A 14,471-nucleotide genomic window follows, 5' to 3' on the forward strand; every position below is an offset into this window, starting at 1 on the left:
AAGAACGAAGCTTAGTGGGTCAGTGCCAGAGTATGGGCCCGCAGCCACGCCATAAACCCGCGTGGGTCCTCTGCCCAGCGGTCGATCTCTTCCCGGATGAGGGGATGGCCGACGATTGGGCCTTGGGGTTTGCCGCAGGCATGGGCAATTTCGTGTAGCAGCAGCCCTTGGCGCAGCATCGGGCTGATCTGGTTTGCAATCTGGTAAGCGCGGCTGTTTTGGCCCGGAAAGCGCATCGGCACGACCTGCGCGCCAGAACGGCGAATCATCTTGGCGGTGAAGACATTCCACTCAGCCTCGACCGCCGGGCCCCAGAAGCGTTCAGATGAGGCGACAACCCCTGAAGGAAAAAGCGCGACTACGCCGCCTTCTTTAAGGTGGACCATGGCCTTGGCCCGCATCTCCACGCCCTTGCGCTGTGCGTCGGGGTCATGCGGAAAAGGCACCGGGATCATATAGCTGCCGGCCACCTCATCGATAGAGGTGAGCAGCGACCGGGTGAGAATGCGGTAATCTGGGCGCACGCGACCGATCAGATCGGCAAAGATCATGCCGTCGACCATACCGTGAGGGTGATTTGCCACAACGACCACCGGCCCCTTTTTGGGGATACGGTCCAACTGCTCTTGCGGGGTGGTCAGGTCGATCCCCATCGTGTCGAGCGCCGCGCGCCAGAAGGCTTGGCCCGATGGTGTGCCGCGTTGCTCGAACTTGCGGATCAAGCGTAGGATTTTGACTTTTCCGGTAAACAGTTCCATCGCGGAAATGACCCGCGCTTTCCACGGATCATCAAAGGTTGAAGCATAGGAGAGGCTGCGGCGGTCGTATTTGGTGAAAGTCACCATACCGTCGCCTGTCTGAGCCTGTTGGGCCGCCATCTTTTGCGCGTCATCCATGTAGTCGGAGGATCCTTTTTCCCGCTGTGCGGGGTTAGTATCCCTCGCCAAACTTATCCGCCACAAGAGCAGTCAAAGCGTCGGCCAAGGCATCGGCATCGGGGCCAGAGGTTTGCACCTCAATCGTGGTGCCACGCGAGGCGCCAAGCATCAACAGCCCCATGATGCTATCGCCTGAAGCGGACATACCATCCTTGCTGACCTCGGCGCGGGCATCGAAAGCTTCTACCACCTCAACCAATTTAGCGGAGGCGCGCGCGTGCAGGCCTTTTTCGTTTACGATCTTAAGAGAAAATTCGGGCATGACGTCTTGGGGCCTTTTAACCTGCGCTGACATTCTGGCTGTCGATATACTTCTTACCAGCTTCGAGTGCCGCGCGCACGGCATCGGGCACATCCAATTGCCGTGACTTGGCGAGTTTGATCAGCATTGGCAGGTTCGCGCCATAGATAATGCGCCGGTTTTCGGGGCGGCATGCCAAGAGGCTGAGGTTTGATGGTGATCCACCAAAAAGATCGGTGACGACCACAACGCCTGCGCCTTGATCCACTGCATCGGCGGCGGCGCAGATCTCGCGTTCTTTATTGGCGCGGTCGTGGTCTGCCTCAATCGCGATGGCGCGCACGCCGAATTGGGATCCCACGACATGTTCGATGGCGGCAAGATATTCTTGCGCAAGCCCCCCATGTGCGACGATGACGATCCCGATCACGGCTTGCTTCCTTCACGATGCTGGCGGTCCAGTTCACGGTGCCTAATTGACACCTGCCAGCCCTGCTCTGCAAGGCGCAAAGCGTGATCTTCCGCCATGGCGACAGAGCGGTGTTGCCCGCCAGTACAGCCAAAGGCGATGGAGATATGAGATTTTCCCTCTTCGCGGTAAGCGGGCAGCAGCAGAAGACTGAGATCGAGAACTTTATCCGCGAAATCCGTGTAACGTTTATCGCCCGCCACATGGGCCGCCACAGCCGCGTCCCGGCCATTGCCGTTGCGCAGCTCAGGGACCCAATAGGGGTTTCGCAAAAAGCGGCAGTCATGCACCACATCGACACCACGGGGCAGACCACGTTTGTAAGAGAAGCTCTGTACTGAAACGGTAAGATGGCGTTGGCCGCCAGGAGCGAACCATTGCTCCACCTCGGCGCGCAACTCATGAACGTTGAGCGTTGTCGTGTCGATCAGAACGTCCGCGCGGGCGCGAATTGCGTGGAGCAATTCTTGTTCTCGGGCGATGCCATCGGCGGGGCGATCGGCGGGGGCCAGCGGGTGGCGGCGGCGCGTTTCGGAAAAGCGCTGCAACAGGACGTCTGGCGCGCAGTCGAGATAGAGCAGTTCTGCGCTCCATCCCGGTTCGGCAGAGAGGCGGCCCATCAGCTCCAGCACGCCCTCAGTTGAGAAATCACGGTTGCGCGCATCAATGCCCAAGGCCACCGACTGCGCATCGCCGGGTCGGTCGAGCAGCGCAGGCAAGAGCCGCAATGGAAGGTTGTCGATCGCTTCGAACCCCGCGTCTTCCAACACGTTAAGCGCAGAGGAACGCCCGGCGCCCGAGGGGCCGGTGACAAGGACCAGCCGCCGAGGCGCATGGTCTGTGGAGGGGGTCTGACTGTTCAATTCGGTTCTTTCACAGCTGACATATACAGATGAATTGCTGCCGCAAAATGAGCGCTATCGCATTTGTGAAAACAGGGCAATGTGACACCCTGTATCAAGTGGGTATGGCCCTCGGGCAGGCGTTGCTCTTCGGGATGGGCAAGATCAACGGCAAGGGCCAAGGGCACCGGGCCGTGATCCTCAAGCCGCAAAATTGCCACGTTGCGCGCTTCGATGAGACCACGAATGTTATCGGGGACGCTCGCAATCACGTCATCCCCCCTGCGGATTACATCGGTGCGATCATCCGCCACCAGCGTGGCACCGAGGGCGATCAGTTGCAACGCAAGCGCCGATTTACCAGCGCCCGAAGGGCCAAGAATCAGCACCCCGCTCCCGCCGATGGCCACGCAGCTTGCGTGGAGGTTCTCGCGTTTAATGGTCATTTCTCGGCCTCAAGCCGCGTTTAGGTCGGCAGGCCCACAACGAAACGTGCGCCTAGGGGCTCAGATGTGATGTCAGCTTCGGTCGGGCGAATGTTTTCGGCCCAAATCACGCCGCCATGGGCTTCGACAATCTGTTTTGAGATCGCGAGGCCAAGGCCGGAGTTATTGCCAAAATGCTCTTCCGGGCGCTGCGAATAGAAGCGCTTGAAGATCTTGCCAAGCGCCTGTTCGGGGATGCCGGGGCCTGTGTCTTCGACCACGATCAACACACGATTGGCGCGTTTGCGGGCCCAAACGCGGATCGCATCGCCGTCTTCGCAAAAGGAGATCGCGTTGGTGATAAGGTTCACGAAAACCTGCGCAAGCCGCGCCTCAAGCCCATGAACGGTGATCGGCGCGGCGGGCAGATCGGTTATGAAATCAATGCCCTTAGATTTCGCATCTTCACCCAGATACTGGCCAAGGTTGCCCAGCATTTGCAGCAGATCGAAGGGCTCTTCTTCTTCCTTGACCAATTCTGAATCAAGCCGCGAAGCATTGGAAATATCGCTGACCAACCGGTCTAGACGCCGCACATCATGTTCGATGACATTAAGCAACTTTTCGCGCTGATCATCGCGTTTCACCATGCGGAGGGTTCCCACAGCGGAACGCAGTGAGGCCAGCGGGTTCTTGATCTCATGGGCGACATCGGCAGCAAATTGTTCATTGCCATCGATACGGTTGTAGAGCGCCGAAACCATCCCGCGCAACGCGCCGGAGAGGCGGCCGATCTCATCGGGGCGTGCGGTCAGATCGGGAATCCGGATGCGGCCTGGGTTCATCTTGCGCGCGTCTTTGTCACGGCCAAGTTCGGCAGCCGCCGACAGGTCAGCCAGTGGATTGGCGATGGTGGACGCCAACACAAGGCTGAGCCCGATCGAGACCAATGTCGCGATGACGAACATCTGCAACACACGCTCACGTTCACTGCGCACCAGACGGTCAATCTCTCCTGCGGCGCTGGCCACGGCGACAACGCCCACCGGGGTATCGCCCTGCATGATTGGCGTCACGACGCTAAACAATGTGCCGCCTTCGATGGCGAGGGTGCCTTCAAGCCGGGTGCCGCCGGATACGCTAGGCGCGACCATGCTGCGGAATTGCTCTTCCAACGGTGGGGTTGCAGCGATTTCTTCAGTACTGAAGGGGGCAGAGACGCGATCCCATAGCCAATTCAGGCCGTCATTGAGCAGGGTCCGTTCCCCTGCCTCTGAAGCGGCGAGCGCTTCGGCGACGGTCAGGCTGCCAGCGGTGCGCGCCACCAGCGTTTCCGCCGGGTCATAGACGAAAACTTCGATGCCGCCGCGCAGGTCTAGCCCCTCAAGCGTGGCGGCCACATCAACACCGTCGCCGGTGGTCAGGTTCACAGGCGCACCCGCGGGAAGCTGCGCTTCGATTACATCGGCAATCAGCTCAGTCTCGGACACCAGCGCCGCGGCACGCTGCATGGCCAGACTGTCACGCGAAGAGTTAAGGTAAAGAATACCCGCAACCAACACGCTGAGCGCGATGAGATTAAAGGTGATGATCTTGCGCGTTAGCGGCGAGGCACGCAGCGAAAACAGCCCTCGCCGTTCGCGCTTGACCCGAATTTCATCCGGCGCGGCGCTGTCGGGAGTGACCCAATCGTCCCCCAATACAACATCACCGTCCCTACCCACAGCCATGTCCCGCACATGCTTCCTTTCGACCAGCGTTAACCGCCGGGTTTACTCTTCGTTATATCTATAGCCGATGCCATAAAGCGTTTCGATCGCCGAGAATTCATCATCGGCGGTGCGCATCTTTTTCCGCAGACGTTTGATGTGGCTGTCGATCGTGCGGTCATCCACATAGACCTGATCGTCATAGGCCACGTCCATTAGCTGGTCCCGCGATTTTACAAAACCGGGGCGCTGCGCGAGCGCTTGCAGCAGCAGGAACTCGGTCACGGTCAGGGACACGTCTTTGCCCTTCCAGCTGACCGCGTGGCGCAGCGGGTCCATCCGCAGTTCGCCGCGCTCCATCACTTTGGTTTCTTCTGTATCGCCCACCTCATTGGTTTCCACCGCGTCTTGGCGGCGCAGAAGGGCGCGGATACGTTCGACCAACAGACGCTGGCTGAAGGGTTTTTTGACGTAATCGTCTGCCCCCATACGCAGACCAAGCACTTCGTCGATCTCATCATCCTTGGATGTCAGGAAAATGACCGGCATCGCGGTTTTCTGACGCAACCGTTGCAGCAGGTCCATGCCGTCCATGCGGGGCATCTTGATGTCCAGCACCGCCATATCCGGCAGTTTTTTGTTGAATGCGTCCAACGCGGCCTGACCGTCGTTGTAGGTTTCCACTTCGAAGCCTTCAGCTTCAAGAGTCATCGAAACAGATGTCAGGATGTTCCTGTCATCGTCTACCAATGCAATCTTTGACATTGCCCGCTTCCTTATGCTGCTCAATTCGTTCTTATTTTTGGAGCCAGTGATCCCCAATATTAGAGATCGAATCAATCCTTAAGTGCGAATCGTGCCATTGAGATGCACCAATTCGGTCATAATTTGGTTAGGAATGGCTAAATTGCCGCACTTTAATTCCTCACAGATTGATTGAACCCTGCTCTGCAGTCGCCGCATTGGGTCGGGATCTATGCGCATCGAAACAAAGTTTTAGATGGTGGCGCTAACTGTGACAAAGCTGCCTGTTCAACCTTAAAACGCCCGTGTTAAGAGGCTTTCAAGGCCCCCGATGCCCAGGGCAATTGCGCCCGCTCGGACACGTTCTGCGCCGCTCACGCGCTACTACAGGAGACATCACATGACATTTGGACGGGTAAACCCGCAGTTCAGCCTCGAAGATCAACAGATCAGCGGGCTCGGCGATGTCTATTACAACCTAACCGAGCCTGCGCTGGTCGAGGCCGCGTTGAAACGGGGCGAAGGTAATCTGGGCAAGGGCGGTGCGTTCCTTGTTACCACGGGCAAGTTCACGGGCCGGTCACCCAAGGACAAACATGTGGTCAAAACCGATAGCGTGGCCGACAGCATCTGGTGGGAAAACAACGCCGAGATGTCGCCCGAAGGGTTTGATGCACTGTACAAAGACATGGTCGCGCATATGCAGGGCAAAGACTACTTTGTTCAAGACCTCGTTGGGGGCGCCGACCCTAAGCACGCGATCAACGTGCGTATGGTAACGGAACTTGCATGGCACGGCCTCTTCATCCGCACCATGCTGCGCCGCCCCGATGCCGAAGCGCTGCAAGACTTCATCGCCGATTTCACCGTCATCAACTGCCCCAGTTTCCAAGCTGACCCGGCCAAGCACAACTGCCGCAGCGAGACCGTTATCGCGATGAACTTCGACCGCAAGATGATCCTCATCGGCGGCACGGAATACGCGGGCGAGAACAAGAAATCTGTCTTCACGCTGCTGAACTACCTATTGCCGGAAAAAGGTATCATGCCGATGCACTGTTCGGCCAACCACGCCACTGGAAACCCCGTTGATACGGCTGTTTTCTTTGGCTTGTCGGGTACTGGCAAAACCACCCTCTCCGCCGACCCCGAGCGCACGCTGATCGGTGATGATGAGCACGGCTGGTCCGACAACGGCACCTTCAACTTTGAAGGCGGTTGCTATGCCAAGACCATTAACCTGAGCCCCGAAGCCGAGCCGGAGATCTACGCGACGACCTCCAAGTTTGGCACGGTGATCGAGAATATGGTCTTCGACCCGAACACATTCGAGCTCGACTTCGACGACGATTCGCTGACCGCCAACATGCGCGCGGCCTATCCGCTGCACTATATCTCTAACGCCAGCGAGAAAGCCGTCGGCGGCCACCCCAAGAACATCATCATGCTGACCTGCGATGCATTCGGCGTTCTGCCTCCAATCGCGCGGCTGAGCCCGGCGCAGGCGATGTACCATTTCCTATCGGGCTTCACTTCCAAGGTCGCAGGCACCGAACGTGGCGTGACCGAGCCTGAGCCGACCTTTTCGACCTGTTTCGGCGCACCTTTCATGCCCCGCCGCCCCGAGGTTTACGGCAACCTTCTGCGTGAAAAGATCGCACAACACGGCGCGACCTGCTGGTTGGTTAACACTGGCTGGACGGGCGGCGCCCATGGCACCGGCTCCCGGATGCCTATCAAAGCCACCCGCGCACTGCTGAGCGCAGCGCTTGAGGGCCGTCTGGCCGACGCCGAGTTCCGCAAAGACCCGAACTTTGGTTTCGATGTGCCTGTTGAAGTGAACGGTGTTGCCGACATCCTGCTTGACCCACGTCGCACATGGGACGATCCGGAATCCTATGACCGTCAGGCGGCTAAACTGGTCAAGATGTTCTCGGACAACTTCGAGCAGTATCTGCCCTATATCGATGACGATGTGAAAGCGGCGGCGATCAGCTAAGACGCTGCAAACACATTCCAAAAGCAAAGGGCCGCCTCAATGGGCGGCCCTTTTTGCATTAGCCGATGGCATCAACTAACCACCGAAAGTCACCTTCGCATCCAGCGGCATTTCCCGAAGGAAGGTTTCATCCACCCCAACGATATTCACTGATGCGGAACGGTCCACCGCAGCGATCAAAGCAAAGCTCTTGTCAGGATAGCGCCCCGCCATCAGCAAGCGTTTATAGGCCAAAGGCACGGGGGCCCCCCCCTCTTCTCGCGGGATCTGAGTGACCACTTCGTCCAGACGAACGCCATAGGTCGCCTCAACCTCACGAAAGGGGAAGTTCAACATATTCTCAAACTCCGGCCCGCCGGGAAACAGCTTAAGCGGCCGCCCGATGCTGCTGCGCGCGTTACTCCAGCCCCACCACTGCGTGTAAAATGATTTCTCCCCCACCTCGGTACAAATCCAGCCGTTGGGCGAATCGCGGTAGACCAGCACATAGGGGCGCATGGCGCGGAATGCTTCACTTTCCAGTTCCCCTTGGCTCTGTGTCCAAGCCTGAAGCGCGGCTTGCAACATCGGTGACCCACCATCCCAGATCAGCGACAATGGCTGCTGTTGCTGGTGAAAGCACCAACCGTTCGGCTCTTCATGAGACAGACGCAGCATGCCATCGGCGTGGCGGGTTTTACCATCTAGCCACAGCTTGCCTCGATCAAGGATATCGCGCGCTTCCGGCAGCGCCTCTATCCCGGCTTTGGTCAGAGAATAGCGCCGATTCTCGATCGAAAAGAGCGCCGCGCCCATCGTGTCTTCCAGTTGCTGAATATGCCGCCGAACCGTCTGACGCGTACTAGACAATTGTGCGACCGCATGGCTCAGGTTCAAGGTGCTCGCCAGCGTCACAAACGAGCGGATCATCTCGAACAGAAGCGCCGGGGCGGGCTCTTTTAGCGGGGGCTTTGGCGCGGCGTCGACCGGCGCGATATCGGACATATGCTGGTTCATAAGCAAAGGATGGTACATGAACCACCCCACAACGCAACATAATCCATCCAGCTAAGGTAAATTGGTTAACACAATTGGGTCAGAACTAGGCAATTGATCCTCAATACATTGCGGGTAGTGAATGTAATGTACTCAACCTGAGGTATTGAACCATGTCCCATCCTGTAGACATTCACGTTGGTCGGCGACTCAAGCAAGCCCGCACCCTGCGGCGGCAGTCCCAAACCGACGTTGCGCGTGAACTTAAACTCTCGTTTCAGCAGATCCAAAAGTATGAAATCGGGTCCAATCGGATCGCCGCCAGCCGCCTGCATGAACTGGCTCGGATACTCGAAGTCACCCCCGGTTATTTCTTTGAAGGGCTTGATGATGATACGCCAGAGACCAAAAATGACCCGGCTCTCGATATCGTAAACGCGATTGGCTCCATCAAGGATGACACTGTAAGAGCCCGTATTCTAACGTTTATTGAAGACGTATCAGGCGTTACGGTCGCCCGCCGGGGCTAAGGGCTGCCGCCGCCCCTCGCGCCTACGAACCCGCCGAAGGCGGCAACGAAGGGCGCAGGTCGAACGGCAGGCAGCAGTCACCAGAGCCGGAGTTCCGGTGTCCGCATCAATTCGGCGTTACGCCACCAGCGTTTCCGCTTTCTTAAGATCGACAGAGACCAACTGGCTCACGCCCTGCTCTGCCATGGTGACTCCAAAGAGCCGATCCATCCGCGCCATCGTCACCGCGTGGTGCGTGATGATGAGGAAGCGCGTATCGGTCTGACGGCACATCTCGTCCAAGAGGTCACAAAATCTGGTCACATTTGCGTCATCAAGCGGGGCGTCGACCTCATCCAGCACACAGATCGGCGCTGGATTCGCGAGGAACACGGCAAAAATCAGTGCCATCGCGGTCAATGTCTGCTCTCCGCCCGACAGAAGGCTCAGCGTGCTGAGCTTCTTACCCGGCGGCTGACACATGATCTCAAGCCCGGCTTCCAGCGGATCATCACTTTCGACCATCACAAGGTTCGCTTCGCCACCACCAAAGAGATGGGTGAACAACATCGAGAAGTTCGCGTTCACCTGTTCAAAGGCCGTCAACAGCCGCTCACGCCCTTCGCGGTTCAGTCCGGCAATACCGCTTCGCAGGGTTTTGATCGCCTCCTCTAGATCGGCCTTCTCGGTCAGAAGCGCATCATGCTCTTCGCGGACCTCTTTCGCGTCATCCTCCGCGCGAAGGTTCACCGCCCCCAGCGAATCCCGCTGGCGTTTGTGGCGGTTCACATCCTCTTCCAAGGTTTCGGCTTGGAGATTCTGCTCCACACTAAGGTCGAGCGCATCACGTAGCGCTTCGGGGGTGACCTGCCGCTCGTCCTGAATACGTTCAGCGGCGTGCGACACAGTTTCACGGGCGGCATCGCTGCGCGCTTCGGCCCGCGCCCGGGCTTCACGCGCGTCCGAGGCCTGACGTTCAGCGTCACGCTCAGCTTCTGTCGCAGCCTTTAGCGCATTCTCCGCAGCGCCCAGCGTTTCTACTGCACGGGTACGGCGCGTTTCGGCAGCCGTGATCGCGCCCATGAGCTCTTCTCGCTTGGCCGCAATCTCTGCGGGAGCGGCGCTTGCTTGCGATAGTTCCGCCTCCGAGGCGGTCTTGCGCTCGACCAATTCTGCCGTTCGCTTGCCTGCGGTCTCTAGCCGGTGCCGCCAACCGCTTATCTCTTTCGTCACTTCCTCCGCCCGCCGGACACGGGATTCGCCCTCTCGACGTAACTCATCATGAGCGGAGCGGCGCGACATCATGGTGATCCGCGAGGCTTCGACCGTCATGCGAATATCTTCGACCATAGCCCGCGCGGCAGAAAGGTCGTCCAACCCTTCCAGCGTACGCTCGGCGTCGAGCACTTCCGCGCGGGCGGCAATCGCGGCCTCTTCGTGGCGTTTCACAGCAAGGCCAAGGGATTCCAATCGGCTTTGCGCAAGATTTCGATCTGCCTCTGCACGGCTCAGCGCGCGGCCCGCATCTGCGACCTGCCTGTCCGCATCGCGCCGCGCCTCACGGGCACGCTTGTCGGCGTCGGCCTGCTCTGCCAATTGGCGCTGTAATGTCTCATGAGCAGCCCGCGCGCCATCGGCCCGTTGGCTTGCTTCCTCTAATGCCTGCTTCAACACTTCAAGCCGGTTCAACTGCTGCAGGCGCAGGGCCGCTGCCGATGGCGCGTCTTCGGCCCACGCGCGGAAGCCGTCCCACCGCCAAAGATCACCCTCGGGCGAAACCAAACGCTGCCCCGGCAACAACTGCGCCTGAAGCCGCGTACCCCCATCGGGATCGACGAGTCCGATCTGGCTCATACGGCGTTCAAGCACCTCAGGCACCGACACATGCTGCGTCAGCGGGGTCACCCCCCCAGGCAGCGGTTGCGCCTCCAGATACCCCGGAAGCACCGACCAGCCGGAAGGCCCATCCGCATCAACCTCAGGCGCGCGCAAATCGTCTGCCAAAGCAGCCCCAAGCGCTTTCTCAAATCCATGTTCAACCTGCAACCGATCGAGGATCTGCCCGCCCTCGGCGGTATCACGTTCCACCAACTTCGCCAGCGCCCCAGCTTCCGCCCGCAAGGCGTTGGTTTCGCCCTCCGCCTCTGACCGCTCTGCCCGCGCGTCGGCTTCGCGCGATTGCGTATCGGCGCGGGTTTCCTCGGCGGCCAAAAGGGCGGCATCCGCGGCCGCGGCGGCATCGACGGCCGCCACCTCTGCCTTCTGCGCCGTTGCGAAATCTAACCCAGCCTGATCGAGCGTCGCTTGGCTTTGGGCCACTGCATCACGTGCTTTAGCGGCCTCTGCTTCCGATTTCTGTAGGGTCTTTCGGCTGTCCTGAAGCAACCGTTCCGCCGAACTGTGACGCGCCGACAACCGGGCGACATCTTCGGTTTGTTGGGCCAAATCCCCCTCGCGGATTTGCAACACGGAAGAGGCCTCACGCGCGGCCTCTCCGGCAGCCTCTAGCGCGTTGTCATGCCCTTCGCCCGCCTTGGCCAATTCCCGCGCTTCCAATTCGAGACGTTCAATCGTTTCCTCGGCGTCGCGGTTCAACCCACCTTCGCGGTCGATATCGCGGGTCAGTTGCGTGATCCGCCCGGATAGCGTTTCGATTAACGCAGCAGCGCGGGATTCCTGTTCGGTCAATGTGTCGCGTTGCGTGGCAAGGCGTTGAAGAACGGCAGCAGAGATCGCCTCTTCTTCGCGCAAAGCGGGCAAAGCGGCTTCGGCCTCTTCGCGTCCTTTGGCGATCTGGCGCACCTGCGCTTCGGCCTCGGCCGCGGACGCGACGCGGGCGCGCAATTCCTCTTCGGACTTGCCGCGTGCATCCTCCGCTTCGCGCCAACGGTGGTAAAGCAGCAGCCCCTCGGCACGGCGCAGGGCTTCGCCGATTTCGCGATAGCGCGCGGCTTGGCGGGCTTGGCGGGCCAGCGTGGCCAATTGGGCAGCAAGCTGTTCGATCACGTCATCGACACGAGCAAGGTTTTGTTCTGCGCCATTCAGCTTCAATTCAGCTTCATGCCGGCGTTGATAAAGCCCAGAAATCCCAGCTGCCTCTTCCAAAATACGGCGACGGCTTTTGGGTTTGGCATTGATCAATTCAGCAATCTGCCCCTGTCGCACCAGCGCAGGGCTATGGGCGCCGGTGGACGCATCAGCGAAAAGCATTTGCACATCACGCGCCCGCACGTCTTTGCCGTTCACCTTATAGGCACTGCCCACATCGCGGGTGATGCGGCGAACGATTTCCAGCGCGTCTTGTTCGTTAAAGCCCGCAGGCGCTAACCGATCGCTGTTATCCAAGTGCAACGAGACTTCGGCAAAATTGCGCGCCGGGCGCGAGGCAGCCCCGGCAAAAATCACATCTTCCATACCACCGCCACGCATTGCGGTCGGGCGGTTTTCGCCCATGACCCACCGCAATGCTTCAAGCAGGTTGGATTTGCCACAGCCGTTCGGCCCCACGACCCCGGTCAGCCCGTCTGAGATGACGAGGTCGGTCGGGTCCACGAAGCTTTTGAAGCCGGTCAGTCTGAGTTTGGAAAAGCGCAAGTTAGCCCTGCCGTAATTGATTCTTACCTGAGCGGCGAACTTGCCGTTTTGGGAGGGTCCGAGTCAATCAAAAGCCCCAAGGGAAGGGGGGCAATGAGCGGTTATCCACAAGATATTGTCGCGGCCATCAGGCGTAGGCCGTCCAAGCCTAGCGAGGGCCTAATCACAGTCCAACACACCAAGTGCCAATGCCTGATCGCCCAGCACCTCTTTGACATCGCAACCGCTGGCTAGGGCCATCGCCCGGCCTGCCCGCACCCGGATCGGACCAAACCGCGGGGCATATTGCGCGTTGACGCGCATCGCCTCTGCCCGTTCGCCACGGACCCGCACGTCAAAAACCGAACCATCAACCGTGACCTGTTGGGCGGCTACGCCGCGAAAATCCCGGCTGGGTGCATTGCAGGCCGTCAGCCAGACAGGCATCATGATGAACAAGAAGAACCGCATGGCTTTAACCATGCAGTTAGAGAGTTAACAAAACCCTACCATCTAACGAAAAAAGCCCCGGCAAAACCGGGGCCTTCTAAATTCGATGGGGCGCTGGCTTAGTGCAGCTTGGCTTCGACTTGGGCGATGCCATCGTCGATCAGCTTGTTGCCCTGTGCAGCGGTCATCTGCTTGGCGATCACGTCGCGGGCAGCGGCCACAGCGATGGTCACGGCTTGGTCGCGGACTTCCTTCACAGCGGCGGCCTCGGCCGAGCTGATCTGGTCCTTCGCGGCGGCCATGCGACGGTCAAGCGACTTGGCCATATCCGCCCGTGCCTGTTCGGCAGCAAGACGGGCATCTTCCTTGGCGGAAGACACGATGCGGTCCGCTTGATCCTGCACCTCTTTTTGCTTGCGCTCATAGGAGGCGAGCAAAGTCTGCGCTTCTTCACGCAGGGCGCGGGCTTCTTCCAGCTCGGTCTTGATGCCATCGGCACGTTTGTCGAGCATGCCGACCAGCAGCGTCGGAACCTTGAAGTAGATCAGGATCCCGAGGAACAGCAGGAACGCCAGCAACACGATGAAATCGGTGTTGCGCAGCGAAAAGAAAGGCCCCGTGGCGGCAAGCGCCGGCGAAGCCGCAAGACCGGCGAGCAGGGTCGAAAGTGTCAGGCGCATGGATTTGGTCATGGCTTATCCTTTCATCCGCGCATCGACGGCGGCATCAACGGTTGCAACATCAGCCGTGCCACCCAAGGCGGCGACAAGAGCTTCTGCGGTGTCCTTGGCAACGGCTTGTACGTTGTCCATGGCGCCCGCGCGAATTTCGGCGATGGCTTTTTCCGATTCTGCCACTTGCACGGCAATCTCGGCATCGGCCTTGGCCATTTCAACATCCAGATCAGCCTGCATGTCCGCTTTGGCTTGGGCCACGATCTGCTGTGCCTCGGCACGGGCGTCGATCAGGGCCTTGTCATAGGCGGCTTCGGCTTCCTGCGCCTTGACCTTAAGGTCTTCGGCGGCAGCGATGTCATTGGTGATGGTCCCTTGGCGTTCAGCCAGAACCGCACCGATACGGGGCAGAGCTACGCGCGACAGGATCAGGTAGGTGGCGATCAGCGCCAGGATCAGCCAGAAAATCTGGTTGCCCCAGTGATCGAAGTTCAGCTGCGGCATGCCCGGCGTTTCGGCGGCATGGGTCGCAATGCCGGTCGCGTCGGCCAGCCCGTCGCTGGTTGTTACAGTTGCCATCGTGGCTTCTCCTTGGAAACTTTGCCGTTACAGCCGGGCAGACACGGCGATGCGCGCCTGCCCGCTCGTAAGGATTACAGTTCCGAGAGCTTAGACAGCGAACATCAGCAGCAGAGCGACGAGGAACGAGAAGATCCCCAGAGCTTCTGCAAACGCGATGCCGATGAACAGGGTCGCTGTCTGGCTTGCGGCTGCCGATGGGTTGCGCAGTGCGCCGGACAGGAAGTTGGCGGCAACGTTGCCGACACCCAGGGCTGCGATGCCCGTGCCGAGACCTGCAATGCCTGCGCCGATATGTGCGAGTTGACCTTCCATGGGGGTATCTCCTTACGATTGGAAGTTAA

The 14,471-nt window shown here is 59.4% G+C and carries 15 protein-coding genes; 2 read left to right on the forward strand and 13 right to left on the reverse strand.

Features of this window, described 5'->3' with window-relative positions:
• Positions 1 to 11 precede the first annotated feature (11 nt).
• From DSM110093_RS15120 to DSM110093_RS15150, 7 genes are read right to left on the reverse strand one after another with little or no spacing between them, the layout of a single operon-like run.
• The gene (locus DSM110093_RS15120; RefSeq protein ID WP_243267731.1) at positions 12 to 878 is read right to left on the reverse strand and encodes a lysophospholipid acyltransferase family protein; all 867 of its coding nucleotides are present in this window, start codon (positions 876 to 878) and stop codon (positions 12 to 14) included.
• 52 nt (positions 879 to 930) lie between these two features.
• A complete protein-coding gene (locus tag DSM110093_RS15125; RefSeq protein WP_093927290.1) occupies positions 931 to 1,200 on the reverse strand; it encodes an HPr family phosphocarrier protein in 270 nt (89 codons plus the stop codon).
• A gap of 16 nt (positions 1,201 to 1,216) precedes the next feature.
• Positions 1,217 to 1,609, reverse strand: a complete 393-nt coding sequence (locus tag DSM110093_RS15130; RefSeq protein ID WP_093927291.1) for a PTS fructose transporter subunit IIA — start codon at positions 1,607 to 1,609, stop codon at positions 1,217 to 1,219.
• A complete protein-coding gene (gene rapZ / locus DSM110093_RS15135; RefSeq protein WP_243265852.1) occupies positions 1,606 to 2,511 on the reverse strand; it encodes an RNase adapter RapZ in 906 nt (301 codons plus the stop codon). The genes DSM110093_RS15130 and rapZ overlap by 4 nt, the downstream gene beginning before the upstream one ends.
• Positions 2,508 to 2,936, reverse strand: a complete 429-nt coding sequence (locus tag DSM110093_RS15140; protein WP_243265853.1) for a serine kinase — start codon at positions 2,934 to 2,936, stop codon at positions 2,508 to 2,510. Before DSM110093_RS15140 ends, rapZ begins: the two co-directional genes overlap by 4 nt.
• A gap of 20 nt (positions 2,937 to 2,956) precedes the next feature.
• Positions 2,957 to 4,645 (reverse strand): sensor histidine kinase, encoded by a 1,689-nt coding sequence (locus tag DSM110093_RS15145; protein ID WP_243265854.1) that lies wholly within the window; start codon positions 4,643 to 4,645, stop codon positions 2,957 to 2,959.
• Between the two features lie 42 nt (positions 4,646 to 4,687).
• Positions 4,688 to 5,389 (reverse strand): response regulator transcription factor, encoded by a 702-nt coding sequence (locus DSM110093_RS15150; RefSeq protein WP_093927295.1) that lies wholly within the window; start codon positions 5,387 to 5,389, stop codon positions 4,688 to 4,690.
• A gap of 379 nt (positions 5,390 to 5,768) precedes the next feature.
• Between DSM110093_RS15150 and DSM110093_RS15155 the strand changes: the two genes are divergently transcribed.
• A complete protein-coding gene (locus tag DSM110093_RS15155; RefSeq protein ID WP_243265855.1) occupies positions 5,769 to 7,367 on the forward strand; it encodes a phosphoenolpyruvate carboxykinase in 1,599 nt (532 codons plus the stop codon).
• 75 nt (positions 7,368 to 7,442) lie between these two features.
• Here the strand turns inward: DSM110093_RS15155 and DSM110093_RS15160 are convergent, their stop codons facing one another.
• Positions 7,443 to 8,381: a LysR family transcriptional regulator gene (locus DSM110093_RS15160; RefSeq protein ID WP_243265856.1), complete on the reverse strand. Its 939-nt coding sequence runs from the start codon at positions 8,379 to 8,381 to the stop codon at positions 7,443 to 7,445.
• Positions 8,382 to 8,515: 134 nt separating this feature from the next.
• On the opposite strand from DSM110093_RS15160, the gene DSM110093_RS15165 reads away from it, so the two are divergent.
• Positions 8,516 to 8,872, forward strand: coding sequence for a helix-turn-helix transcriptional regulator (locus DSM110093_RS15165; RefSeq protein WP_243265857.1), 357 nt, complete (start codon positions 8,516 to 8,518; stop codon positions 8,870 to 8,872).
• 117 nt (positions 8,873 to 8,989) lie between these two features.
• Here the strand turns inward: DSM110093_RS15165 and DSM110093_RS15170 are convergent, their stop codons facing one another.
• From DSM110093_RS15170 to DSM110093_RS15190, 5 genes are all read right to left on the reverse strand, one after another.
• A complete protein-coding gene (locus DSM110093_RS15170) occupies positions 8,990 to 12,445 on the reverse strand; it encodes an AAA family ATPase (protein ID WP_243265858.1) in 3,456 nt (1,151 codons plus the stop codon).
• 159 nt (positions 12,446 to 12,604) lie between these two features.
• A complete protein-coding gene (locus DSM110093_RS15175) occupies positions 12,605 to 12,895 on the reverse strand; it encodes a hypothetical protein (RefSeq protein ID WP_243265859.1) in 291 nt (96 codons plus the stop codon).
• Positions 12,896 to 12,993: 98 nt separating this feature from the next.
• On the reverse strand, positions 12,994 to 13,554 hold the full coding sequence (locus DSM110093_RS15180; protein WP_243267732.1) for a F0F1 ATP synthase subunit B: 561 nt from the start codon (positions 13,552 to 13,554) through the stop codon (positions 12,994 to 12,996).
• A 15-nt stretch (positions 13,555 to 13,569) separates the two neighbouring features.
• Positions 13,570 to 14,127 carry a F0F1 ATP synthase subunit B' gene (locus DSM110093_RS15185; RefSeq protein ID WP_243265860.1) on the reverse strand — a complete coding sequence of 186 codons (558 nt, stop codon included), beginning with the start codon at positions 14,125 to 14,127 and terminating at the stop codon, positions 13,570 to 13,572.
• Between the two features lie 90 nt (positions 14,128 to 14,217).
• Positions 14,218 to 14,442 (reverse strand): F0F1 ATP synthase subunit C, encoded by a 225-nt coding sequence (locus DSM110093_RS15190; RefSeq protein WP_007118046.1) that lies wholly within the window; start codon positions 14,440 to 14,442, stop codon positions 14,218 to 14,220.
• Between the last annotated feature and the right edge of the window lie 29 nt (positions 14,443 to 14,471).

Source organism: Sulfitobacter sp. DSM 110093 (assembly GCF_022788715.1).
Taxonomy (GTDB): Bacteria; Pseudomonadota; Alphaproteobacteria; order Rhodobacterales; family Rhodobacteraceae; genus Sulfitobacter.

Bases quoted from the DNA above. Each gene is read 5' to 3' on its own strand.
- DSM110093_RS15155 (WP_243265855.1), top strand. From the start codon at position 5,769: ATGACATTTGGACGGGTAAACCCGCAGTTCAGCCTCGAAGATCAACAG.
- DSM110093_RS15145 (WP_243265854.1), bottom strand. From the start codon at position 4,645: ATGGCTGTGGGTAGGGACGGTGATGTTGTATTGGGGGACGATTGGGTC.
- DSM110093_RS15120 (WP_243267731.1), bottom strand. From the start codon at position 878: ATGGCGGCCCAACAGGCTCAGACAGGCGACGGTATGGTGACTTTCACC.
- DSM110093_RS15190 (WP_007118046.1), bottom strand. From the start codon at position 14,442: ATGGAAGGTCAACTCGCACATATCGGCGCAGGCATTGCAGGTCTCGGC.
- DSM110093_RS15150 (WP_093927295.1), bottom strand. From the start codon at position 5,389: ATGTCAAAGATTGCATTGGTAGACGATGACAGGAACATCCTGACATCT.
- DSM110093_RS15125 (WP_093927290.1), bottom strand. From the start codon at position 1,200: ATGCCCGAATTTTCTCTTAAGATCGTAAACGAAAAAGGCCTGCACGCG.
- DSM110093_RS15160 (WP_243265856.1), bottom strand. From the start codon at position 8,381: ATGTACCATCCTTTGCTTATGAACCAGCATATGTCCGATATCGCGCCG.
- DSM110093_RS15185 (WP_243265860.1), bottom strand. From the start codon at position 14,127: ATGGCAACTGTAACAACCAGCGACGGGCTGGCCGACGCGACCGGCATT.
- DSM110093_RS15180 (WP_243267732.1), bottom strand. From the start codon at position 13,554: ATGCGCCTGACACTTTCGACCCTGCTCGCCGGTCTTGCGGCTTCGCCG.
- DSM110093_RS15140 (WP_243265853.1), bottom strand. From the start codon at position 2,936: ATGACCATTAAACGCGAGAACCTCCACGCAAGCTGCGTGGCCATCGGC.
- DSM110093_RS15175 (WP_243265859.1), bottom strand. From the start codon at position 12,895: ATGCGGTTCTTCTTGTTCATCATGATGCCTGTCTGGCTGACGGCCTGC.
- DSM110093_RS15165 (WP_243265857.1), top strand. From the start codon at position 8,516: ATGTCCCATCCTGTAGACATTCACGTTGGTCGGCGACTCAAGCAAGCC.